A 22,855-nucleotide genomic window follows, 5' to 3' on the forward strand; every position below is an offset into this window, starting at 1 on the left:
GAACACACCATGCAGAGCCCGCTTTTCAACCACGCCGAACAGCAGAGCCAGGAGCGGTACGTCGTCCAGAACCCGCAGCTCCTGCGGGTCAGCCTGACCGGGCAGGACGACGTCCTCGCCCGCAAGGGCGCCATGGTCGCCTACCAGGGGCTCATCGACTTCGACGGCGAGTACCAGACCGCGAACCAGCGCCGGGCCCGCGCCCGCACCGGTGAGGGCCTCGACCTGATGCGCTGCTCCGGGCAGGGCACGGTCTACCTCGCCAACCTCGCCCAGTACGTCCACGTCGTGGAGGTCGAGCAGGAGGGCCTCACCGTCGACAGCGCCTACGTCCTGGCGCTCGACTCGACCCTCCACACCGAGGTCATCGCCGTCGACAGCCAGTACGGCGTCTCCGGCTCCGGCAAGTACCAGCTCAACATCTCCGGTCGCGGCAAGGTCGCCCTGATGACCTCCGGGCAGCCGCTGATGATGCAGGTCACGCCCGACAAGTACGTCAGCGTCGACGCGGACGCGATCGTCGCCTGGTCCACCGGGCTCCGGGTCCAGATGCAGGCGCAGACGCACAACTCCAGCGTCCGCCGCCGGCGCGGCGACACCGGCGAGGGCTGGGAGCTCAGCTTCCTCGGGCAGGGCTTCGCCCTCGTCCAGCCCAGCGAGGTCATGCCCCCGCAGCACGCGGCCATCGGCCAGGGCATCGCCGCCCAGTACGGCGCCGGACAGCACGGCGCCCACGGCCAGAACCAGAACAACGCCTGGAGCTAGCCGGGGGCACGGAGGGGGTACGGAGAAGGGGGCGGGCGCCGGTCGGGCGCCCGCCCCCTTCCCGCGTCCTCACAGCCGCGCCAGCGTGCCCTCCAGGAGGCGGACCACCGACGCGTCGGCCACGCCCGCCACGTCCTCGTACGCGAACCAGCGCAGGTCGAGCGACTCCTCGCTGATCCGCTCCACCGCCTCCGCCGGCGCCAGGGCCGCGTACTGCACGTCCAGGTGCCAGTGGCAGGGGGCCGGGATCGGATGCCGGTCGAGCCGCACCGGGCCGCCCGGCAGCAGGACGAGCCCCGGGATCCCGGACTCCTCCGTCGCCTCCCGCAGCGCGGCGGCCTCGACCGTCGCGTCGCCCGGCTCGCAGTGGCCGCCCATCTGCAGCCACATGCCCAGCTTCTTGTGCAGGGTCAGCAGCACCCTGCCCCGCGCGGGGTCGACCACCAGCGCGCTGGACGTCAGGTGACCGGCCGAGCAGGGCTTGTACATGCCGTCCGGATGCGCGTCCAGGTGGTCCAGGTAGACCTGCCGCAGCTCTTCCTGGCCCCCGTACTCCTTCAGCACGAGGACCGCGTCGTCGTGCAGGGTCACTCCTTGCCGTCCCCGCCGCCGGTCCCGTCCCGGCCGTCGTCCTCCGGGGAGTCACCCTTCGGGGAGTCACCCTTCGGGGCGTCGCCCTTCGCGGCCTCGCCGAGCATCTTGTCCAGCTCGGAGAAGTCGAGGTGCTCGCGGTGCACGAAGCCGTCCGGGTCGTCCAGGTCGGTCGCCGTCGGCAGCATGTCCGGGTGCTCCCACAGGCCGTCCCGGCCGTCGACCCCGCGCGCGTCGGTGAGAGAGGCCCACAGGCGCGCCGCGTCCCGCAGCCGCCGCGGACGCAGCTCCAGACCGATCAGGGTCGCGAAGGTCTGCTCGGCGGGACCGCCCGAGGCCCGGCGCCGGCGCAGCGTCTCGCGCAGCGCGTCCGCCGAGGTCAGGCGGGTCTTGGCGGCCTCGTGGACCACCGCGTCCACCCAGCCCTCGACCAGCGCGAGCGCCGTCTCCAGACGGGCCAGGGCCGCCTTCTGCTCCGGGGTGTCCTCCGGCTGGAACATGCCCTGCTGGAGGGCCTCCTGAAGCTGCTCGGGGTGCGTCGGGTCGAGCTGGCCCACCGCCTCCTCCAGCTTGGAGGTGTCGACCTTGATCCCGCGCGCGTACCCCTCGACCGCGCCGAACAGGTGCGCCCGCAGCCACGGCACGTGCGCGAAGAGGCGCTGGTGGGCCGCCTCGCGCAGGGCCAGGTAGAGCCGCACCTCGTCCGAGGGCACGCCCAGGTCCTTGCCGAAGGCCTCGATGTTCAGCGGGAGCAGCGCGGCGCGCCCGGCCGGGCCCAGCGGCAGGCCGACGTCGGTCGAGCCGACGACTTCGCCGGCGAGCGCGCCCACGGCCTGCCCGATCTGCTGGCCGAACATGGCGCCGCCCATGGAGCGCATCATGCCGATCAGCGGGCCCGCCATGGCCTGCATCTCCTCCGGCAGGACGTCGCCCATCGCCGTGCCGACCCGCTCGGCGACCGGATCCACGAGCTGCTGCCACGCCGGCAGCGTCGCCTCGACCCACTCCGCGCGGCTCCACGCCACGGCGACGTTCGCCCCCGAGGGCAGCGAGGTCGCCTGGTCCAGCCACAGGTCGGCCAGGCGCAGCGCCTCCTGGACCGCGGACTTCTCGGCCGGGCCCACGCTGGCGTCCTTGGTGCCGTCCGGGGTGCCCTGGGCGACCACCTGGCGCGCGATCTGCTTGGCCATGTCCCAGTTGACGGGACCGCCCTCGTAGCTCAGCATCTGCCCGAGCTGCTGGAAGGCCGCGCCCAGGTCGTTGGGGTTCAGCGAGCCGAACATCGCCGCGAACGGATTGTCCGCGCCGCCGGGCCCGCCCGGCCCGCCCATGCCCGGCAGTGCGCCGAAACCGAACGGGTTCGCCCCGAACGGGTTGCCGCCCTGGCCACCGGACCCCTGGCCACCTCCGGCGGGGTCCTTCTTCTTGCCCTCGTCGCCGTCCTCCGGCTCCTCCGGCGGAAGGCCGAATCCGAATGGGGTGTCACTCACAGGTTTCCTCGGCTCGTAGGGCCGCCGGCCTCCTGCCGACGGCGACTGCCCGACCAGAGCCTGCCCGCGACAGGCTCCGCACACCACCAGCGTAGACATCCGGGCCGGAAACGGGCTCGGTGCTCCGCCGGGGCGTGCCCTGCGGCAGGATGGACGCCACCTGGTCCGTACGTCATGCGGCGTACGTACTGAAGACAACCGCTGGAGACGCCCGGTGAGTTCCCCAGATCCACAGGTTCGCGGAGCGCGAAACCACTCGACCCGGTCCACCGCGCGCGGCCCCGTCGTCGCGGTCACCGGCGCCGCTTCCGGCATCGGCGACCTGCTGACCAGGCGCCTCGCCGCCTCCGATGAGGTCAAGCGGGTCGTCGCCATCGACGAGCGCCGCGGCGAGGTCCCCGAGGCGCAGTGGCACGTCCTGGACGTGCGCGACCCGGCCATCGCCGAGAAGCTGCGCGGCGCCGACGTCGTCGTGCACCTCGCCGTCGACCTCGACCTGGAGACCGATCCCGCGGCCCGGACGGCCTACAACGTGCGCGGCACGCAGACCGTCCTGACCGCCGCCGCGGCCGCCGGCGTCCACCGGGTGGTGCTCTGCACCTCCGCGATGGTCTACGGCGCGCTGCCCGACAACGACGTCCCGCTCTCCGAGGACGCCGAGCTGAAGGCCACCGCGGAGGCCACCGGCGTCGGCGACCTGCTGGAGATCGAGCGCCTGGGCCGCCGGGCGCCCCGCGCGCACCCCGGACTCCACGTCACCGTGGTCCGCCCGGCCGTCCTCGTCGGCGGCACGGACACGGCGCTGACCCGCTACTTCGAGTCGCCCCGGCTGCTCGTCGTCGCCGGTTCCCGGCCCACCTGGCAGTTCTGCCACGTCGAGGACCTGGTGAGCGCGCTGGAGTACGCGGCCCTGGGGAAGGTCGACGGGGAGTTCGCGGTCGGCTGCGAGGGCTGGCTGGAGCAGGAGGAGGTCGAGGAGCTCTCCGGGATCCGGCGCATGGAGCTGCCCTCCGCCGTCGCCCTCGGCACGGCGGCCCGCCTCCACCGGATCGGCCTCACCCCGTCCCCGGCGGGCGACCTCGCGTACACCATGCACCCCTGGGTGGTGAGCGTCGGACGGCTGCACGACGCCGGCTGGCGGCCGAAGTGGACGAACGAGGAGGTCCTCGCCGCGCTCCTGGCGGAGGTCGAGGGCCGCCACACGGTCGCCGGGCGCCGCCTGGGCCGCAAGGACGCGACGGCGGCCGGCGCGGCCGGGGCGACGGTGGCGCTGCTCGGCACGGCGGCGCTCGTCCGGCAGATGCGGAAGCGGCGCGGGATCTGATCCCCTCACCGTCGTCGTGGGGCCGACCGGTCGCGGGGCCGGCTGTAGGACCCTCCTACGGAGGGTCCGGAGCGCCGGTCGAAACTGCTATTCCGGGTTGTCGGCGGCGTACGGCACGATGGGCTCATGGCACTGACGTCTGACCACCCCGGCGAGCGGGCCGCGGCCGACCCCATCAAGCTCCTCGCGATCCGGGAGACCCCCCTCTCCGTCGACGAGGTCTTCCGGGCGGTCGGGGACGACGCCTCCGGCGGCACCACCCTCTTCGTCGGCACCGTGCGCAACCACGACGCCGGCGCGGACGTCGACGCGCTCGGCTACTCCTGCCACCCCACGGCCGGGGCGGAGCTGCGCCGCGTCGCCGAGAAGGTCGTCGCGAACCATCCGGTCCGCGCCCTGGCCGCCGTCCACCGCGTGGGCGACCTGGAGGTCGGCGACATCGCGGTCGTCGTCGCCGTCTCCTGCCCCCACCGCGCGGAGGCCTTCGAGGCCTGCCGGAAGCTGATCGACGACCTCAAGCACGAAGTACCCATTTGGAAGCACCAGACCTTCTCGGACGGAACCGAGGAGTGGGTGGGTGCCTGCTAGGGCGCGCCGGGAAGCAAGGCGACGCGCCGACACGGCGTAGCCGAACGCCCGATTTGCGTAACCGACCCCCGCGCGCGAGCGTTGACGGCAGGGATGAAACAGTCTGCTGATCAACTCACTGGGGATGGGAGGTCGGAATGGCAGCGCTGGCCTGGTTGCTGATTCCGCTTTTCGCAGTCGTCGGCGCGGCGATATGGGGAAGCTGGGCTTCGAGGAACAAGACGACGGGCGACGTGGCCGAACTCGCCGGCTACGCCCGCTTCCGGGACGCGATGGAACGCGCCCACCCCATCCTCGCCGATTCCGCCCGACACGAGCGCGAACCGGCCGCGGCGGCCACCGCCGTCACCCCGTCCTCCTCCGGCTGACGCGGGCCGCCTCGTACGGACCCGCCCCGGGGGTGCGCCCACAGGCGAGTCCCGTACTGTCGTTCCATGCCACGCCGCACCGCGACGATGCTCGCCTCCACCCTGGTCCTGATCTGCCTGCTCATCGCCGGCGTTCTGATCCCGGTGCCGTACGCGGAGATGAGCCCCGGACCGACGGTCAACACCCTCGGTGAGGCCAGGGGGGAGCCCGTCCTCCAGATCTCCGGACGCAAGACGTATCCGACCGACGGCCACCTCAACATGACGACGGTCCGCGTCACCGGCGCGGACTACCGGATGAACGCCGTCGAGGCCGTCTACGGCTGGCTCGCCCACGACAACGTGGTGGTGCCGCACGACACGCTCTACCCGGACGGCAAGACCGAGGAGCAGTCGAGCCAGGAGAACGCCGAGGAGTTCTCCCAGTCCCAGGAGAGCGCCAAGGTGGCGGCCCTCGGGGAGCTGGGCATCCCGGTGGTCTCCCGGGTAGTCGTCGGCACGGTGGTCAAGGGCGCCCCGGCCGAGGGCAAGCTGCACGCCGGGGACGTCATCAAGGCCGTCGACGGTGTGCCGATCACCGGCCAGAGCGGCGTCGCCGCGCAGGTGACGAAGCGGAAGCCCGGTCAGAAGGTCGAGTTCACGATCGTCCCCGCCAAGGAGGCGGCCGCCGCCGAGAAGGCGGGCAAGGAGCCGACCGCCACGCGGAAGGTGGTCATCACGACCACCACCTCCGAGGAGGGCGACCGGGCCGTCGTCGGCATCCAGGCCGGCACCGACCACGTCTTCCCGTTCACGATCGACATCAAGCTGGCCGACGTCGGCGGCCCCAGCGCCGGACTGATGTTCGCGCTCGGCATCGTCGACAAGCTCACCCCGGACAGCCTCACGGGCGGCCGGTTCGTCGCCGGCACCGGCACCATCGACGACAAGGGCGAGGTGGGCCCGATCGGCGGCATCGAGATGAAGCTGGTCGGCGCGCGCAACGCGGGCGCCGAGTACTTCCTCACCCCGGCCGACAACTGCGCCGCGGCCGCCTCCGACACCCCCGACGGACTCACCCTCGTCAAGGTGGACACCATCGACGACGCCACCAAGTCCCTGGAGAAGCTCCGCAAGGGCGACACGGCGTCCCTGCCGCGCTGCGCGAAGGGCTGAGAGCACGCGGAAGAAGCGAGGAGGGCGCCCCGGCAGGGGCGCCCTCCTCTTCGCGTGCGTACGGGTCCTCAGCCCTCGAAGGTGGCCGCGAGCGCCTCGGCGAGCCCCGGCACCAGGTCCGGGCCGGTCAGGACCTCGGTCGGCGAGTCCTTCTCGCGCAGCCGGATCGCCGCCTCGCGCGCCCCGCCCCGCAGCACCGCCACGGTCATCCGGACCTCCTGGCGGTCGGGGTGGCCGGCCACCCACGTGGCGAGCTGCTTCTCGCTCAGCCCCTGCGGCACCTGGGCCTCCGCCGACGGGGGCAGCATGAGCCGCTCCACCGTCATGGCGCAGCCGGCGACGGCGTCGGGCCAGGCGATCGTGCCGAGGAACTCGTCGAGCGGCTTCCCGCGCGGCAGCTTGTCCTGCTCGATCGGGGTGTAGGAGGCGGCGTCGTCGCCCAGGCCGAGCTGGGAGGCGAGCTTGGGTTCCCGGGCGCGCAGCCGGGCGGTGTCGACCAGGGCGAACAGGCGGGCGGGCTGGTCCCAGCCGAGGCCCGACGCGTACTCGTCGATCTCGAGCACCGCGCGGGTGAGGGGGCTCGCGGCCATCGCCGGGCCGGAGGGGGAAACGTTGGACATGACCAATATCCTGCCTCCTCTTTCCCCGAAGCCGGGAACTAGGTAAAGCCTCGGTAAGTTGCATCAGTGGGCCCTACGATCGCGGGGCCTGCTGTCAGACCCACCAGCAGCATCGACACGCATCGACACCGAGACGCATCAACACCGAGGGGCGCACGTTGGCTTTCCAGATGCCGGACCGCGGCGGAGGCCCGTCAGGGCCAAGGATGAGAGTCGGCCGGCCGTCCCGGCGGGCCCGTACCCTGCTCATGACACTCGGGGTGCTGGCCGTCCTGGCCATGGCGTTCGTGATGTTCGCCGGGTTCTGGACGGACTGGCTCTGGTACCGCTCGGTCCACTACTCGTCCGTGTTCACCACCACCCTGTGGACCAAGATCGGCCTCTTCGCGGTCTTCGGCCTCCTGATGGGGCTCGCCGTCGGCCTCAACATCTGGCTGGCCTACCGGCTGCGGCCGCCGCTCAGCGCGATGTCCCTCGAGCAGCAGAGCCTCGACCGGTATCGGATGGGCCTCGCCCCCTTCAAGAAGTGGGTGCTGCTCGCGGTCACGGCCCTGGTGGCCCTGATCGCCGGCGCCTCCGCCTCCGGCCAGTGGCGCACCTGGCTGATGTGGGTCAACGGCGTGAAGTTCGGTCAGAAGGACCCCCAGTTCGGGCTCGACGTGTCGTTCTACGCCTTCGACCTGCCCTGGTACCGCTTCCTCCTCGCGTTCGGCTTCGCCGCCGCCGTCCTGTCGCTGATCGCCGCCGCGCTCACGCACTACCTGTACGGCGGGCTGCGGATCACCAGCCCGGGCGCCCGCGCCACCGCCGCGGCCACGGGCCACCTCTCGGTGCTGCTCGGCGTCTTCGTGTCGCTGAAGGCCGTGGCGTACTGGCTCGACCGGTACGGCCTGGCCGTGAAGTCCAGCGACTTCAAGGCCACCGGCAACTGGACGGGCCTGCGGTACGTCGACGCCAACGCCTACCTGCCGGCGAAGACCATCCTCTTCTGCATCGCCGCGATCTGCGCCGTGCTGTTCTTCGCGACGCTCTGGCGCCGCACCTGGCAGCTCCCGGTGATCGGCTTCGGCCTGATGGTGCTCTCCGCGGTCCTGATCGGCGGCCTGTACCCGGCCATCGTGCAGAAGTTCCAGGTCCAGCCGAACGAGCAGGCCAAGGAAGCGCCGTACATCCAGAAGAACATCGACGCGACCCGCAAGGCGTACGCGATCGACGGGACGAAGCCCGAGAACTACTCGGGCAAGTCGACGGTCAAGGACAAGGCCAGGCTGCGGGCGGACGCCGACACGGCGGCCAGTTACCGCCTCCTCGACCCGAACATCGTCTCGCCCACCTTCCAGCAGCTCGAGCAGAAGCGGAAGTACTACCAGTTCCCGACCACCCTGGACGTGGACCGCTACCAGGGCAAGGACACCGTCATCGGTCTCCGCGAGCTCAACATCCGGGGCATCCCGAAGCGGAACTGGATCAACGACCACTTCACCTACACCCACGGCTACGGCGCGATCATGGCCGCGGGCACGCAGACGGACGCCAACGGCTCCCCGGTCTTCACCGAGTCCGGACTGCCGACCACCGGTCAGCTCCCGACGTACGAGCAGCGGATCTACTACGGCGAGAAGACCGACCAGTACTCGATCGTGGGCGGCCCCCAGCGGGAGCTCGACTACGAGGAGAACGGCGAGAAGACCACCAGCTACAAGGAGAAGAGCGGCGTCAGCCTCTCCAGCACCTTCAACCGCGCCGCGTACGCGGTGGCCTTCAGCGAGCCGCAGATCCTCTACTCGGGGGCCATCGGCGACGGCTCGCGGATCCTCTACAACCGCACGCCCAAGGACCGCGTCGAGGCGGTCGCGCCCTGGCTGACCATCGACGGCGACGCCTACCCGGCGGTCGTCGGCGGCCGGATCCAGTGGATCGTCGACGCGTACACGACGACCAACGGCTACCCGTACGCCTCGCGCACCACGCTCGGCGACACCACGGCCGACTCCCTAACCGTCGGCAACCAGCAGCGCACGGTCGTCGCCCAGCAGAACCAGGTCAACTACATCCGCAACTCGGTGAAGGCCACCGTCGACGCCTACGACGGCACGGTGAAGCTCTACCAGTGGGACACCGAGGACCCGGTCCTCAAGACCTGGATGAAGGCCTTCCCGGACACGGTCCAGCCGAAGTCCGCGATCAAGGGCGACCTCCTGGAGCACCTGCGCTACCCGCAGGACATGTTCAAGGTCCAGCGCGAGCTGCTGACCCGCTACCACGTCACCAACCCGGCGCAGTTCTACAGCGGCTCGGACGCCTGGCAGGTGCCGGACGACCCGACCAACAAGGACGGCAACGCGGTCCCGCCGTACTACCTGAGCATGAAGATGCCCGGGGACACGGCGCAGCGCTTCTCGCTGACGACGACGTTCACGCCGAACGGGCGGCCCAACCTGGGCGGCTTCATGGCGGTCGACGCCGACGCCACCAGCAAGGAGTACGGCCGGCTGAGACTGCTGCGGGTCACCCAGGACGTGCCGGGCCCGGCCCAGGTGCAGAGCAAGCTGAACGGTCTGCCGTCCGTGGCCCAGTTCGTCCGGGACCTCAAGGGCGCCGACTCCGACATCCAGTACGGCAACCTGCTGACCGTGCCGCTCGACGGCGGGTTCCTGTACGTGGAGCCGGTGTACGCCCAGGGACGGAACGCGCTCTACCCGCTCCTGAAGAAGGTCGCGGTCTCGTACGTGGACGCGGACCAGCCCGCGGGTGACACGACCAAGGACACCACGGTGTTCGAGGACAACCTCACCCAGGCGCTCAACGCGGTCTTCGGGGTGGACGCGCCGACGCAGCCGACGCCGGAGCAGCCGAACCCGGACCAGCCGGGCACCACGCCTCCGCCGCCGACGTCCAACGACGCCGCCCTGAAGCAGGCGATCGCCGACGCCCAGAAGGCGTACGACGCGGGCGAGGCCGCCCTGCAGAAGCAGGACTGGGGCGCGTACGGCAAGGCCCAGGAGGACCTCCAGGCGGCCCTCCAGCGGGCCGCGGAGGCCGGGGCGAAGCTCAAGGCCCCGTGACCAGGCGGCTGACCTGAGGTTTTCCACCTCCGCGTCGTGATACTGTTACGTCACCGACGCGGGGTGGAGCAGCTCGGTAGCTCGCTGGGCTCATAACCCAGAGGTCGCAGGTTCAAATCCTGTCCCCGCTACTCTGTGGCAAACGAGGGCCCGGATCCATAAGGATCCGGGCCCTCGTCGTGTGTCGACGTGCCACGGGGTACCGAAGAGCGGTAGGGAAGGGGCGAGTTGGCGTGAGTCGTGTTTGACTTGTCTCTCTGTGGGCATGTCGACAAAACGCTGAGTGACCTCACTGGCTGCGGTTTACCAGGTGTGCTCGGGTGGCGGGTGGTGCGACGATGGTATTTATGGGGGACAGGGCAACTCTGTTGGAGACAGGGCGGTTTGTGCAGCGGCATGCCAGGAATGCCGCGGACGAGATCATCGAGGCGGCGGGGGCCGCCGACCCGGGCCTCGGCACCACCGCCGTGGCCGATGCCGACACCGAGAACGAGACCGAGACCGAGGCCCGGCACCGCCGCGCCGCCGAGCGCGGCGACCTCGCCTCGATCAGCGCCCTCGGCGCCATGCTGCTGCGCCGCGGCGACCTCGACGGCGCCGAGCCCTACCTGCGCGCCGCCACCGCCGAGGGGGACCGGGCCGCCGCCAACAACCTGGGCGTCCTGCTGCACCAGCGCGGCTACGCCGACGAGGCCGCCGGCTGGTGGCGGGTCGCCGCCGTCGCCGGCTCCGCCCCCGCCGCCCACGCGCTCGGCCGCCACCACCGCGAGCGCGGCGACGAGCCCGCCGCCGAGTACTGGCTGCGCCAGGCCGCCGAGCAGGGCCACGCCCTCGGCGCGTACGCCCTCGCCGACCTCCTGGAGCACCGCGGTGATGTCGGGGCCGAGCGCTGGCTGCGCGCCGCCGCCGAGCAGGGGCACCGCGAGGCCGCCTACCGGCTCGCCATGGCCCTGGAGCGGCGCGCCACCGAGACGCCCCGCGGCCCGCACGCCACCGGCACCCGGCTCCCGGTTCCCGAGGCCGTCAAGAGCGCCGCGGGGGCGACCCCCGGCGCCGCGCCGGACGGTCCGGCCGCCGAGCCCGTGGGTGAACTCGCCGAGGCCGAGCAGTGGTTCCGGCAGGCCGCCGCGCGCGGGCACCGGCGGGCCGCGCTCCACCTCGGGGTCCTCCTGGAGCAGCGCGGCGAGCTGAAGGAGGCCGGCCGCTGGTACCTCAGCTCCGCCAAGGAGGGCGAGGCCAGGGCCGCCTGCGCGCTCGGCTTCCTGCTCCGCGACGCGGGCGACGAGGAGAGCGCCGCCGTGTGGTGGCTGCGGGCCGCCCAGGACGGCGACGGCAACGCCGCCAACGCCCTGGGGGCCCTGCACGCGGCCCGGGGCGAGCAGCAGACCGCCGAGCGCTGGTACCGGGCCGCCACGGACGCCGGGGACGTCAACGGCGCCTACAACCTCGGGCTGCTCTGTGCCGCCCAGGACCGCATCCCGCAGGCCGAGCAGTGGTACCGGCGGGCCGCCTACGCGGGCCACCGCGAGGCGGCCAACGCGCTCGCCGTACTGCTCCTCCAGGCCGGCGACGCGAACGGCGCCGAGCCGTGGTTCTCCAAGGCCGCCGAGGCCGGCAGCGTGGACGCCGCCTTCAACCTGGGCATCCTGCACGCGGGCCGCGACGACGACCGCACGGCCCTCGTCTGGTACGAGCGGGCCGCCGCCGCCGGGCACACCGAGGCCGCCCTCCAGGTCGGCATCGCCGCCCTGCGCGACGGCGACGAGCTGACCGCCGAGCGGCACCTGCGGTGCGCGGCGGGCGGCGGCAGCGCCGAGGCCGCCTTCCGGCTCGCCTCGGTGCTCGACGCGCGCCGCCCCGAGCCCGGCCCCGCCGTGCTCGGCGCCTCCCGCGAGGAGAAGAGCGAGTGCGAGGAGTGGTACGAGCGGGCCGCCCGGCAGGGCCACCGGCGCGCCCAGGTGCGGGTCGGGATGCTCGCCGCCGCGCGGGGCGACCTGGCGGAGGCCGACCGCTGGTACCGCGAGGCCGCCGAGGCGGGCAGCCGCAACGGCGCCTTCAACCTGGGCCTGCTCCTCGCCCGCGAGGGCAGCGAGCGCGAGGCGTCCCTGTGGTGGACCCGGGCCGCCCGGGCCGGCCACGGCCGGGCCGCGCTCCGGCTCGCGCTGCTCGCGGCGCGCCGGGGCGAGCTCACCGAGGGGCGCCGCTGGTGCGCCCGCGCGGTCGAGCTGGGCCCGGCGGAGGTCGCCGAGCGGGCGGCGCGGCTGAGCGAGGCGCTGCACCAGGAACTCACGGCGTGACAGCGGGGCCGGAGGCGGCGGGCGTTAACGGATTTGCGTCGGTGACGGAGGAGCCGTAAGATTGGGTTCACCGACGCGGGGTGGAGCAGCTCGGTAGCTCGCTGGGCTCATAACCCAGAGGTCGCAGGTTCAAATCCTGTCCCCGCTACTCAGTAGCAAACGAAGGCCCGGATCCGATGCACTCGGATCCGGGCCTTCGTCGTATCCGGACCTGGGCACGTGCATCCGGACCGGGGCATGAAGAAGCCCCCGCCGGAGCGGGGGCTTCTCGCGTTCGGGTCAGGCCGGCGTGGCGCAGCTCGGGCAGACGCCCCGGTACGTGACCTCGACCTCGGAGATCGTGAAGCCGAAGCGCTCGCCGTCCGGCAGGTCCGCCAGCGGGTCGCCGCCCGGGTGCACGTCGCGGATCGCGCCGCACCGGCCGCAGACCAGGTGCTGGTGCGGACGGTGGGCGTTCGGGTCGTACCGCTTGGCGCGCCCGTCGGTGGCCACCTCGATGACCTCGCCGAGGGTGACCATCTCGCCCAGCGTGTTGTAGACGGTCGCGCGCGAGATCTCCGGCAGCCGCGTCACGGCGCGCGCGTGGACCTCGTCGGCGGTCAGGTGGACGTGGTCCCCGTCGAGGACTTCGGCCACGACGCGCCGCTGCGCGGTCATGCGCCAGCCACGTCCGCGCAGTCGTTCCAACAGGTCGCTCATGAGGGCCAGCCTAACAGTCGGTGACAAGATCGCGAACAAGTGTGACTTTGGATCTGGAATTGACTTGGACTTTGTCCAATGAGCGAGACCGCGGGCGTCGGCGGACCGGTCCTCCTCCAGGACCAGCTCCTCCTGGAGAAGCTCGCCCGCTTCAACCGCGAGCGCATCCCGGTGGGGGTCCCCCACGTCTTCAGGGCAGTGGGGGAACGTGGTCCACGCGCGCGGGGCGGGCGCCTACGGCACCTTCACCGTGACCCGGGACGTCTCGCGGTGGACGCGCGCCGCATTCCTCTCCGGGGTCGGCAAGGAGACCGAGACCTTCCTGCGCTTCTCCACCGTCGCGGGCAGCCTCGGCGCGGCCGACGCGGTCCGCGACCCGTGCGGCTGGGCGCTGAAGTTCTACACCGAGGAGGGCAACTACGACCTCGTCGGCAACAACACCCCGGTCTTCTTCGTCAGGGATGCCGTCAAGTGGCTCTTCGGCGACCGCGGCATCCCCGCCTCGTACCGCCACGTGAACGGCTACGGCTCGCACGCGTACCAGTGGAACAACGAGGCCGGCGAGGTCTTCTGGGTCAAGTACCACTTCAAGACCGACCAGGGCGTCAAGAACCTCACCCGGGCCGGGGCCGACCGGCTCGCCGGCGAGCACCCCGACTCGCACCAGCGCGACCTGCGCGAGGCCGTCGAGCGCGGCGACTTCCCGAGCTGGACCGTGCAGGTCCAGATCATGCCCGCGGCCGAGGCGGCGGCCTACCGCTTCAACCCGTTCGACCTCACCAAGGTGTGGCCGCACGAGGACCACCCGCCGATCGAGATCGGCAAGCTGGAGCTCAACCGCAACCCGGAGAACGCCTTCGCCGAGGTCGAGCAGTCGGTCTTCAGCCCCGCGCACTTCGTGCCGGGCATCGGCCCGTCCCCCGACAAGATGCTCCAGGGCCGCCTCTTCGCCTACGGCGACGCCCACCGCTACCGCGTCGGCATCAACGCCGACCACCTGCCGGTGAACCGCCCGCACGCCACCGAGGCGCGCACGAACGCGCGCGACGGGTTCCTCTACGACGGCCGCCACGGCGGCGCGAAGAACTACGAGCCGAACAGCTTCGGCGGCCCGCGGCAGACCGGCCGTCCGCTGTGGCAGCCGGTCCCGGTCACGGGCTCCACCGGTGACCACGCCGCCCCGCTCCACGCCGAGGACGACGACTTCGTGCAGGCGGGGAACCTCTACCGCCTGATGTCCGAGGACGAGAAGGGCCGCCTCGTCGAGAACCTGGCGGGCTTCATCGCCAAGGTCTCGCGCGATGGCATCGCCGAGCGGGCGATCGACAACTTCCGCAGCGCGGACGGAGACTTCGGCAAGCGGCTGGAGACCGCGGTCCAGGCCCTGCGCGGCTGACGGCGGCCTGCCGAGGAGAGGAGGGCCGGCCCCGCCCGTATCTGTACGGGAAGGGGCCGGCCCGCTCGCACGTGCTCAGGCGGCGGCGCCGGCACCGGCGCTGTGCACCGGGATCCAGCAGCGCACGATGTCGCGCACGGAGACGATCCCGACCGGCCCGTGGTCGTCGAGGACGACCAGGTGGCGGAAGCCCCCGCGGGTCATGGCCTCGGCCGCCTCCGCGAGCGTCCAGGTGGGCGCGGCGAAGACGACGTCCCGGGTGGTGTGGGCGTCGGCGGTCTCGTGGTCGGGGTTCCGGTCGGCGCCGACGGCGTCGAGGATGTCGCGCTCGGTGAGGATGCCGATGCCGCCGGAATCCCCGTCCTGGACGACGGCGGCGCCGACGCGGCGCGCCGACATCAGTCGTGCCGCCTGGCGGAGGGTGTGGGCCGGGCCGATGGTGAGGGTCACGGGACTCATGGCGTCGCGGACGAGCATGGAAGGGACCACCTCCGGTTCGAGAACTCTTTCACAAGTTCACAAGTGGGGGGAGTCTCAGAGTGGCACCGGGGGAGGGGCCCGACAAGGGGGCGCGCGAGGCGTTCCCGGGAGCGCGCCGGGGTGTCCGGGAGCGCCGGGCCCCTTACTGAGGGGTGGTCAGCCCTCCTCGGGCGCCCGCTGGTTCAGGTACGCGAGCAGCTCGCCGTGGAGCAGGCCGTTGGAGGCCGCCGCGTTCCCGCTGTGCGGCCCGTGCCGCCCGTCCAGGCCCGTGTACGTGCCGCCGGCCTCCTGGACCACGATCGACACCGCCGCCATGTCCCACAGCGACAGCTCCGGCTCCGCGCAGATGTCCACGGAGCCCTCCGCGACCATCATGTACGGCCAGAAGTCGCCGTACGCTCGCGTCCGCCAGCACGCGCGCGTGAGGTCCAGGAAGCCGTCGAGGCGGCCCCGCTCCTCCCAGCCGCTCAGCGAGGAGTACGCGAACGAGGCGTCCGCCAGGGAGGCGACCTTCGAGACCCCGATCCGGGACGCCGAGGCCAGGCTGCGGCCCGTGTACGCCCCGAGGCCCTTCGCCGCCCACCAGCGGCGGCCGAGCGCCGGGGCCGACACCACGCCCACCACCGGCTGGAAGCCCGTCTCCCCGGCCTCCATCAGCGCGATCAGGGTCGCCCAGACCGGCACCCCGCGCACGTAGTTCTTCGTCCCGTCGATCGGGTCGATCACCCAGCGGCGCGGGCCCGAGCCCTCCACGCCGTACTCCTCGCCCAGGATCGCGTCGCGCGGCCTGGCCCGCTGGAGCTGACCGCGGATCAGCTCCTCCGCCGCCTTGTCGGCCTCGCTCACCGGGGTCATGTCCGGCTTCGTCTCGACCTTCAGGTCGAGCGCCTGGAAGCGGTCCATGGTGGCCGCGTCGGCGGCGTCGGCGAGGACGTGGGCGAGGCGCAGGTCATCGTGGTAATCGGCCATGGTCGGCACTCTATCCCCGGGTGATCGCGGTCGGCGGAACCGTCCACGGACGCCCCGGCTCCTTGACAGCGCGCGCACGCCTGCCGACGCTGTGTACGGGCCCGCGCACGGAGCGTGCCGGTCCCCGCACCGAACCGTACGGCCCGGGAGGCGCCGATGCCGACTGCCCGCGAGGCCCTGCTCGACGCGGCGCTCGCCGCGCTCGCGCACCGGCCGTGGTCCGCCGTGCGGATGGCCGACCTCGCCACCGCCGCCCGGGTCTCCCGGCAGACCCTCTACAACGAGTTCGGCAGCAAGGACGGGCTCGCCCGCGCGCTCGTGCGCCGGGAGGCCGACGCCTACCTCCAGGGCGTCCGGCACCTGCTCGCCGCCCCGGGTCCGCCCGGCCGGACCCTCGCCGCCCTCGCCGAGTGGATCGTGGTCCGGGCCGCCGCCCGGCCGGTCCTGCGGGCCCTGCTCACCGGCGCCTGGGACGCGCGGCTCCCGGCGCCCCGGCCGGCCAGGCCGGGCGCCCGGCCCGCGGCCGTCCCCGCCCAGCGCCGCGCCGACGCGGGGCCGCCCGCGCCGGGGGAACTGGTGGCGGCCGTCGTGGCCTGCGCGGACGAGCGGTGGGCGGCGGGGTGCGAACTCGCCGTCAGGACCGCCCTCAGCCACGTCGTCGCGCCCCCGGTGCCGTACGGAACGGCCGCGGGGGCGCGGAGGGCGGAGGGTCAGTGCGCGGAGCCGGAGAGCTGGAGCCCGATGACGCCCACGATCACCAGGGTGATCGAGACGATCTTGAGCGTGGAGACCACGTCCCCCAGGAAGACCATGCCGTAGATCGCGGTCCCTGCCGCGCCGATCCCCGTCCACACCGCGTACGCCGGACCCACGTCGAGCTTCCGCAGCGCCAGCGTGAGCAGTCCGAAGCTGCCCAGGGCGAAGGAGGCGAAGGCGATCGTCGGCCACAGGCGCGTGAACCCGTGAGAGAGCTTGAGGCAGACCGCGAAGCCCGTTTCCAGGAACCCGGCCACCACCACCAGCAGCCACGCCATCGTCAGTGCCTCCCACGCCGTCGGTGACTGCTTCGTCGCACTCGGTGCGATTATGCACTTACCTGTACCGAACGGGCGTAAACGCGGACGGCTCGGCCCCCTCGCGCCTCAGTCCCCCTCGCGTCGCTCCCTGGTCGCCAGGAGCCGCCGCAGCGAGACGAGGCGCGCCGGATCGGCGTGTCCCTCCGCCACGTACGCGTCCAGGGCGCAGTCCGGCTCGTCGTGGCTGCACGCGCGCGGGCAGTTCTCCGTGCCCGGCACGAGGTCGGGGAAGGCGAGGATCACCCGGGACGGGTCGACGTGGTGCAGGCCGAAGGAGCGCACGCCCGGGGTGTCGATCACCCAGCCGCCCTCCTCGTCGTCGAGCGGCAGGGCGAGCGCCGAGGTCGTGGTGTGCCGGCCGCGGCCCGTGACCGCGTTCACCACGCCGGTGGTGCGCCGCCGCTCCGGCGGCACCAGGGCGTTGACGAGGGTCGTCTTGCCGACGCCGGAGTGCCCCACGAACGCGGTGGTCCGGCCCTTGAGGTGTTCGTGGACCCGCTCGGCGGCGGCCCCGTCGACGAACTCGTCCCGGGTGGTCACCACGTGCGGCACGCCCAGCGCCCCGTACATCTCCAGGAGCGCGTCCGGCGACGCCAGGTCCGACTTGGTGAGCACGAGGAGCGGGGAGAGGCCGCCGTCGTACGCGGCGACCAGACAGCGGTCGATCAGCCGGGGCCGCGGCTCGGGGTCGGCGAGCGCGGTGACGATCGCCAACTGGTCGGCGTTGGCGACGACCACCCGCTCGTACGGGTCGTCGTCGTCGGCCGTGCGGCGCAGCACCGAGGAGCGCTCCCCGATCCGCACGATCCGGGCGAGGGTGTCCCTCTCGCCGGACAGGTCGCCCACCAGCGACACCCGGTCGCCGACCACGGCGGCCTTGCGGCCCAGCTCGCGCGCCTTCATCGCCGTCACGGGCCGGTCGCCGACCAGACAGGTGAGGCGGCCCCGGTCGACGGTGAGGACCATGCCCTCGACGGCGTCCTCGTGCTTCGGCCGGATGCTGGTCCGGGGACGGGTCCCCTTGCGGTTGGGCCGCTGGCGGATGTCGTCCTCGTCGGTGTTCTTGCCGTAGCGCCGCATCGCTCAGACCCCGAGCATTTCGGTCCACATCGTCGGGAAGTCGGGCAAGGTCTTGGCGGTCGTCGCCACGTCCTCGATCTCCACACCCTCGACCGCCAGGCCGATGACCGCGCCGGCCGTCGCCATCCGGTGGTCGTGGTACGTGCGGAAGACGCCGCCGTGCAGCGGGCGCGGGCGGATGTGCAGACCGTCCTCGGTCTCCGTCACGTCCCCGCCCAGCTCGTTGATCTCCTTGGTGAGCGCCGCGAGCCGGTCCGTCTCGTGCAGCCGCAGGTGGGCGACCCCGCGCAGGGTGGACGGGGAGTCGGCGAGGGCAGCGACCGCCGCGATGCCCGGGGTCAGCTCGCCGACCTCGCCGAGGTCCACGTCGATGCCGTGGATCCGGCCCGTGCCGGTGAAGGTCAGACCCGCCTCGGTCAGCTCGCAGGAACCACCCATCTCGGTGAAGATCTCCCGCAGCGCGTCACCGGGCTGGGTGGTCCGCGCGGGCCAGTCCCGGACCGTCACCCGGCCGCCGGTCACCAGCGCGGCCGCCAGGAACGGCTGCGCGTTCGACAGGTCCGGCTCCACGACCAGGTCGCGGCCGCGCAGCGCGGAGGGCGCCACCCGCCACACGTCCGGCTCGCCACCGTGCTCCGGCTCGTCCACCCGGGCGCCGACCGCGCGCAGCATGTCGACCGTCATCCGGATGTGCGGCATCGAGGGCAGCCGCGACCCCACGTGCCGCACCTCCACGCCCTGGTTGAAGCGGGGCGCGGAGAGCAGCAGGGCGCTGACGAACTGGGAGGACGAGGAGGCGTCGATCTCGACCGCGCCGCCGTCCAGGCCGCCGGTGCCGTGCACGGTCATCGGCAGCGCGCCCCGGCCGTCGTCCTCGATCCGGGCGCCCAGCGCGCGCAGCGCGTCGATCACGCCGTGCAGCGGGCGCTCGTGGGAGCGGGGGTCGCCGTCGAAGCGCACCGGGCCGTCCGCGAGCGCCGCGACCGGCGGCAGGAAGCGCATGACCGTGCCCGCGTTGCCGACGTCGACGGCCGCGGGGCCGCGCAGCGGCGCGGGGATGATCCGCCAGGCCTCGCCGGACCCGTCCGGACCCACGCCCTCCTCGATCCCCACACCGAGCGTACGGAGCGCCTCGGCCATCAGGAGGGTGTCCCGGGAGCGCAGGGGGCGGCGCAGCCAGCCGGGCTCGGCGGCGAGGGCGGCGAGCACCAGGGCGCGGTTCGTGACCGACTTCGACCCGGGCACGGTGACGGTCGCGTCGACGGCGCCACGCGCGTACGGAGCGGGCCAGAGGTCGGTGGACGGGTCGGTGTGCGGGGAAGCTGCTGCGGTCATGCCCTCACTGTACGGGGGCGTCAGAAGCGCAGGAGCCAGCGCCCGCCGCCGATCAGGCAGCAGATCGACACCGTGTGGAAGAAGACCAGCCACACCCCGGCGGGCACGTGGGTGAGGTGCGCGAGCTGGTCCGCGTCCGAGTCCGGTGTGCCGCCCCGGCGCCGCTTCGCCTGGAGTTCGAATGCCGGCCGGACACCGCCCATAAGGAGGAACCAGACCGCCGCGCAGGCGAAGGCCCCCTGCACGTCGGGCCCGGTGAACAGGGAGACGAGGAGGAACGCGGCGCCCGTCGACAGGACGGTGAGAATCCCGTACGCGTTGCGGACCATCACCAGGAGCGCGAGGAGCAGCGCGGTCGCCGCCCACAGCAGCAGCGTGGTCCGGTGGGTGCCGAGCAGGGCCGCGCCGCCGAGCCCGAGCAGCGGGGCCGCCGGATAGCCCGCGGCCAGGGTGAGGACTATCCCGAGGCCGGTCGGGCGGCCCCGGGACACGGTCAGACCGCTGGTGTCCGAGTGCAGCCGGATCGCTTCGAGGCGGCGGCCGGCGGCCAGGGCCACGATGCCGTGCCCGCCCTCGTGGGCGATGGTGATCGCGTTGCGGGCCGGCAGCCAGAGCCGCCGGAACAGGACCAGGCACAGCGCGCAGCCGGCGGTGAGCCAGACGATCCACTCGTCCGGGGCGGGCTGGATGCCGAGGACGTCGTTCATTCGGCTGAAGGCTCCTCGGTCGCGGGCGGGATCGTGGCAGTGTGGCACGTATGTGCGGACGCTTTGCATCGAGTCGACGGCCCGAGGACCTCGTGGAGACCTTCGGGGTGGAGCGGTGGGACCCGGAGGAGACCCTGGCCCCCGACTGGAACGTGGCCCCCACCAAACGGGTCTGGGCCGTTCTGGAGCGTCCTCTGAAGGACGCGGATTCCAAGGAACCGGTTCGCCAGTTGCGCACCCTGAAGTGGGGACTCGTCCCCTCCTGGGCGAAGAACCCGGACGGCGCCGCCCGGATGATCAACGCGCGGGCCGAGACCCTCCACGAGAAGCCCTCCTTCAAGCGGGCCTTCGCCTCCCGCCGCTGCGTCATTCCCGCCGACGGCTACTACGAATGGGTGACCGGGACGGCGGAGCGGGACCTGGAGGTCGAGGGGAAGAAGAAGCGGCCGCGGAAGCAGCCGTACTTCGTGACCCCGGCGGACGGCTCGGTCTTCGCGATGGCGGGCCTGTACGAGTTCTGGCGCGACCGGACCCTCCCCGACGACCACCCCTCCTCCTGGTGGGTGACCTGCTCGGTGATCACCACGGAGGCGGAGACCGGGCCGCTGGGCGTGGCCCCGGCCGAGGGGCCCCGCTCGCTCGCCGAGATCCACCCCCGGATGCCGCTGATGCTGACCGAGGACCGCTGGGACGCCTGGCTCTCCCCGGAGAACACCGACCCCGACGAGCTGCGCGGGCTGCTCGCCCCGCCGCCGGAGGGCCTGATGCGGGCCTACCCGGTGCCGACGGCCGTCAGCAACGTCCGCAACAACGGCCCCGAACTCCTGACGGAGCTGGAGGGCCCGGAGGAGGGCACGCTCTTCTGAACCGCCGCCCGCGCGGCAGGATGAGGGCGTGACCGATGAAGCGACCGACGGGGCGACGCGCCGCGAGACCGTCCCGACCGACGGGGCGACGCGCCGTGAGACCGTCCCCACCGACGCCGGCGACGCCCGCGTCACCTGGTACGAGCCGGACGCGGGCACGGAGCCGCGGACCGTCCTCGCCCTCGGCCACGGCGCCGGCGGCGGGACCGAGGCCCGCGACCTCCGGGCCCTGGCCGGGGCCCTGCCCGCCCGGGGCGTGACCGTCGCCCTCGTCGAACAGCCCTGGCGGGTCGCGGGCAAGAAGCTCGCGCCCGTCCCCAAGACCCTCGACACCGCCTGGCGCGGCCTCTGGCCCGCCCTCGCGAAGCCCGGCCTCCCCGTGGTCGCGGGCGGCCGCAGCGCCGGTGCCCGGGTCGCCTGCCGCACCGGCCGCGAGCTGGGCGCGGCGGCCGTCCTCGCCCTGGGCTTCCCGCTGCACCCGCCGGGGAAGCCGGAGAGGTCCCGCGCCGGCGAGCTCCTCGGCACCGGCCTGCCCACCCTCGTGGTCCAGGGCGGCAGCGACCCCTTCGGCCGCCCCGGGGAGTTCCCGGACGGCCCGTACCGCCTCGTCGAGGTCCCGTACGGCGACCACGGCTTCGCCCTGCCCAAGCGCGCCCCCCTCGGTCAGGAGGAGGCCCTCGGGCTCCTCGTGGACGGCGTCGCCGAGTGGCTCGGCGCCCTGCGCTGACGCCCTGTCCGCCGCGCCCCCGCACCGGGAATGCCGGGCGGGGGAGCACTGTTGTTCCGTACGTCGTACGACAGCAGGGAAGAGCAAGGAGAGGGAGTCCGTCGCATGGGTTCGACCATCTGCCCGGAGCGCGCGCAGGGCGCTGACCTCGACTGGACGGTGCTGCCCGCGCCCAAGGGCGCCTCGATTCGGGCGGCGGGCGGAGCGGTTCCTCGTCTATCCTCCGAAACGAGCGGGTCCGCCCCCGGGCTCGCCGGCGCGCTGGAGGAGGTGGGTCCGGTCACTGGGACCGACACAGGGACCGACGACGGCCCCGAGGAGACGACCGAGGAGCGCAACGCGCGCTTCGAGCGGGACGCCCTCGGCTACCTCGACCAGATGTACTCGGCCGCGCTGCGCATGACGCGCAACCCCGCGGACGCGGAGGACCTGGTGCAGGAGACCTACGCCAAGGCGTACGGGTCCTTCCACCAGTTCCGCGAGGGCACGAACCTCAAGGCGTGGCTGTACCGCATCCTCACGAACACCTTCATCAACTCGTACCGCAAGAAGCAGCGCGAGCCCCAGCGCAGCGCCGCCGAGGAGATCGAGGACTGGCAGCTCGCCCGCGCCGAGTCGCACATGTCGACCGGCCTGCGCTCCGCCGAGTCCCAGGCGCTCGACCACCTTCCCGACTCCGACGTGAAGGAAGCGCTGCAGGCGATCCCCGAGGAGTTCCGCATCGCCGTCTACCTCGCCGATGTCGAGGGCTTTGCGTACAAGGAGATCGCGGACATCATGGGGACACCCATCGGTACGGTGATGTCCCGGCTGCACCGGGGCCGCCGCCAGTTGCGCGGCATGCTCGAGGACTACGCCCGCGACCGCGGGCTGGTTCCCGCGGGCGCCGGAGAGTCGTCGAACGATCTGAAAGGCTCGGGCTCATGAGCTGCGGAGAGCCGCACGAGACGGACTGCTCAGAGGTCCTGGACCATCTCTACGAGTTCCTCGACCACGAGATGCCCGACAGCGACTGCACCAAGTTCGAGGTGCACTTCGAGGAGTGCTCCCCGTGCCTGGAGAAGTACGGCCTGGAGCAGGCGGTGAAGAAGCTCGTCAAGCGCTGCTGCGGCAGTGACGACGTCCCCACCGACCTGCGGGCCAAGGTCATGGGCCGGATCGAGCTGATCCGCGCCGGCCAGTTGGCGCCCGAGGAGGACGTCACGGCGAGCGCGCCCGCGCCGCAGGAGTAGCGCCCGGCCCGCGTCCCGGGCGGAG

General features: G+C 72.8%; 22 protein-coding genes, 2 tRNA genes and 1 pseudogene. 15 read left to right on the forward strand and 10 right to left on the reverse strand.

Annotated elements, in window-relative coordinates; genetic code table 11:
- Positions 1-9: 9 nt before the first annotated feature.
- A complete protein-coding gene (locus ACFYNX_RS02885) occupies positions 10-765 on the forward strand; it encodes an AIM24 family protein (protein WP_388656977.1) in 756 nt (251 codons plus the stop codon).
- A 69-nt stretch (positions 766-834) separates the two neighbouring features.
- Here the strand turns inward: ACFYNX_RS02885 and ACFYNX_RS02890 are convergent, their stop codons facing one another.
- Complete coding sequence (locus ACFYNX_RS02890; RefSeq protein ID WP_365541221.1) at positions 835-1,356, reverse strand: NUDIX hydrolase; 522 nt, start codon at positions 1,354-1,356, stop codon at positions 835-837.
- Complete coding sequence (locus ACFYNX_RS02895) at positions 1,353-2,846, reverse strand: zinc-dependent metalloprotease (RefSeq protein WP_388656981.1); 1,494 nt, start codon at positions 2,844-2,846, stop codon at positions 1,353-1,355. Before ACFYNX_RS02895 ends, ACFYNX_RS02890 begins: the two co-directional genes overlap by 4 nt.
- Before the next feature lie 214 nt (positions 2,847-3,060).
- Here ACFYNX_RS02895 and ACFYNX_RS02900 point away from each other — a divergent pair, with 214 nt between their 5' ends.
- From ACFYNX_RS02900 to ACFYNX_RS02915, 4 genes are all read left to right on the forward strand, one after another.
- A complete protein-coding gene (locus ACFYNX_RS02900) occupies positions 3,061-4,170 on the forward strand; it encodes an SDR family oxidoreductase (RefSeq protein WP_388656984.1) in 1,110 nt (369 codons plus the stop codon).
- A 126-nt stretch (positions 4,171-4,296) separates the two neighbouring features.
- Positions 4,297-4,758: a molybdenum cofactor biosynthesis protein MoaE gene (locus ACFYNX_RS02905; protein WP_388656987.1), complete on the forward strand. Its 462-nt coding sequence runs from the start codon at positions 4,297-4,299 to the stop codon at positions 4,756-4,758.
- 137 nt (positions 4,759-4,895) lie between these two features.
- Positions 4,896-5,126 (forward strand): hypothetical protein, encoded by a 231-nt coding sequence (locus ACFYNX_RS02910; RefSeq protein WP_388657863.1) that lies wholly within the window; start codon positions 4,896-4,898, stop codon positions 5,124-5,126.
- A gap of 66 nt (positions 5,127-5,192) precedes the next feature.
- Positions 5,193-6,281, forward strand: a complete 1,089-nt coding sequence (locus ACFYNX_RS02915; RefSeq protein WP_388656990.1) for a PDZ domain-containing protein — start codon at positions 5,193-5,195, stop codon at positions 6,279-6,281.
- 68 nt (positions 6,282-6,349) lie between these two features.
- On the opposite strand, the gene ACFYNX_RS02920 is transcribed toward ACFYNX_RS02915, so the two are convergent.
- Positions 6,350-6,901 carry a PPA1309 family protein gene (locus ACFYNX_RS02920; protein WP_125658523.1) on the reverse strand — a complete coding sequence of 184 codons (552 nt, stop codon included), beginning with the start codon at positions 6,899-6,901 and terminating at the stop codon, positions 6,350-6,352.
- 170 nt (positions 6,902-7,071) lie between these two features.
- Here ACFYNX_RS02920 and ACFYNX_RS02925 point away from each other — a divergent pair, with 170 nt between their 5' ends.
- The 4 genes from ACFYNX_RS02925 (at position 7,072) to ACFYNX_RS02940 (ending at position 12,411) form a co-directional block, all read left to right on the forward strand.
- Entirely contained in the window at positions 7,072-9,966 is a 2,895-nt protein-coding gene (locus ACFYNX_RS02925) for a UPF0182 family protein (RefSeq protein ID WP_388656993.1), read from the forward strand.
- A gap of 57 nt (positions 9,967-10,023) precedes the next feature.
- Positions 10,024-10,097 (forward strand) — tRNA-Met (locus tag ACFYNX_RS02930).
- Between the two features lie 207 nt (positions 10,098-10,304).
- A complete protein-coding gene (locus ACFYNX_RS02935) occupies positions 10,305-12,263 on the forward strand; it encodes a sel1 repeat family protein (protein ID WP_388656996.1) in 1,959 nt (652 codons plus the stop codon).
- A gap of 74 nt (positions 12,264-12,337) precedes the next feature.
- A tRNA-Met gene (locus ACFYNX_RS02940) sits at positions 12,338-12,411 on the forward strand.
- 131 nt (positions 12,412-12,542) lie between these two features.
- Here ACFYNX_RS02940 and ACFYNX_RS02945 read toward each other — a convergent pair.
- The gene (locus ACFYNX_RS02945) at positions 12,543-12,962 is read right to left on the reverse strand and encodes a Fur family transcriptional regulator (protein ID WP_388656999.1); all 420 of its coding nucleotides are present in this window, start codon (positions 12,960-12,962) and stop codon (positions 12,543-12,545) included.
- A 78-nt stretch (positions 12,963-13,040) separates the two neighbouring features.
- Here ACFYNX_RS02945 and ACFYNX_RS02950 point away from each other — a divergent pair.
- Positions 13,041-14,358: pseudogene (locus tag ACFYNX_RS02950) on the forward strand (catalase).
- 75 nt (positions 14,359-14,433) lie between these two features.
- Here ACFYNX_RS02950 and ACFYNX_RS02955 read toward each other — a convergent pair.
- Positions 14,434-14,835, reverse strand: coding sequence for a cyclic nucleotide-binding/CBS domain-containing protein (locus ACFYNX_RS02955; RefSeq protein ID WP_125658535.1), 402 nt, complete (start codon positions 14,833-14,835; stop codon positions 14,434-14,436).
- A gap of 159 nt (positions 14,836-14,994) precedes the next feature.
- Entirely contained in the window at positions 14,995-15,807 is an 813-nt protein-coding gene (gene hisN / locus ACFYNX_RS02960; protein WP_125658538.1) for a histidinol-phosphatase, read from the reverse strand.
- A gap of 156 nt (positions 15,808-15,963) precedes the next feature.
- Here hisN and ACFYNX_RS02965 point away from each other — a divergent pair, with 156 nt between their 5' ends.
- The gene (locus ACFYNX_RS02965; protein WP_365541239.1) at positions 15,964-16,626 is read left to right on the forward strand and encodes a TetR/AcrR family transcriptional regulator; all 663 of its coding nucleotides are present in this window, start codon (positions 15,964-15,966) and stop codon (positions 16,624-16,626) included.
- On the opposite strand, the gene ACFYNX_RS02970 is transcribed toward ACFYNX_RS02965, so the two are convergent.
- From ACFYNX_RS02970 to ACFYNX_RS02985, 4 genes are all read right to left on the reverse strand, one after another.
- Positions 16,518-16,841, reverse strand: coding sequence for a multidrug efflux SMR transporter (locus tag ACFYNX_RS02970; RefSeq protein ID WP_125658544.1), 324 nt, complete (start codon positions 16,839-16,841; stop codon positions 16,518-16,520). The genes ACFYNX_RS02965 and ACFYNX_RS02970 overlap by 109 nt on opposite strands.
- Before the next feature lie 108 nt (positions 16,842-16,949).
- Entirely contained in the window at positions 16,950-17,963 is a 1,014-nt protein-coding gene (gene rsgA / locus ACFYNX_RS02975; RefSeq protein WP_365541243.1) for a ribosome small subunit-dependent GTPase A, read from the reverse strand.
- A 3-nt stretch (positions 17,964-17,966) separates the two neighbouring features.
- Positions 17,967-19,298 (reverse strand): 3-phosphoshikimate 1-carboxyvinyltransferase, encoded by a 1,332-nt coding sequence (gene aroA, locus ACFYNX_RS02980; RefSeq protein WP_388657004.1) that lies wholly within the window; start codon positions 19,296-19,298, stop codon positions 17,967-17,969.
- Positions 19,299-19,318: 20 nt separating this feature from the next.
- Entirely contained in the window at positions 19,319-20,005 is a 687-nt protein-coding gene (locus tag ACFYNX_RS02985) for a M50 family metallopeptidase (RefSeq protein ID WP_388657007.1), read from the reverse strand.
- A 50-nt stretch (positions 20,006-20,055) separates the two neighbouring features.
- On the opposite strand from ACFYNX_RS02985, the gene ACFYNX_RS02990 reads away from it, so the two are divergent.
- The 4 genes from ACFYNX_RS02990 (at position 20,056) to rsrA (ending at position 22,830) form a co-directional block, all read left to right on the forward strand.
- Positions 20,056-20,871: an SOS response-associated peptidase gene (locus tag ACFYNX_RS02990; protein WP_125658557.1), complete on the forward strand. Its 816-nt coding sequence runs from the start codon at positions 20,056-20,058 to the stop codon at positions 20,869-20,871.
- Positions 20,872-20,899: 28 nt separating this feature from the next.
- Positions 20,900-21,598 carry an alpha/beta family hydrolase gene (locus tag ACFYNX_RS02995; RefSeq protein WP_388657010.1) on the forward strand — a complete coding sequence of 233 codons (699 nt, stop codon included), beginning with the start codon at positions 20,900-20,902 and terminating at the stop codon, positions 21,596-21,598.
- 270 nt (positions 21,599-21,868) lie between these two features.
- Entirely contained in the window at positions 21,869-22,525 is a 657-nt protein-coding gene (locus ACFYNX_RS03000; protein WP_030207302.1) for a sigma-70 family RNA polymerase sigma factor, read from the forward strand.
- Positions 22,522-22,830: a mycothiol system anti-sigma-R factor gene (gene rsrA, locus ACFYNX_RS03005; RefSeq protein WP_365541250.1), complete on the forward strand. Its 309-nt coding sequence runs from the start codon at positions 22,522-22,524 to the stop codon at positions 22,828-22,830. Before ACFYNX_RS03000 ends, rsrA begins: the two co-directional genes overlap by 4 nt.
- Positions 22,831-22,855 lie beyond the last annotated feature (25 nt).

The organism is Streptomyces sp. NPDC007872 (assembly GCF_042868165.1).
Classification (GTDB): domain Bacteria; phylum Actinomycetota; class Actinomycetes; order Streptomycetales; family Streptomycetaceae; genus Streptomyces.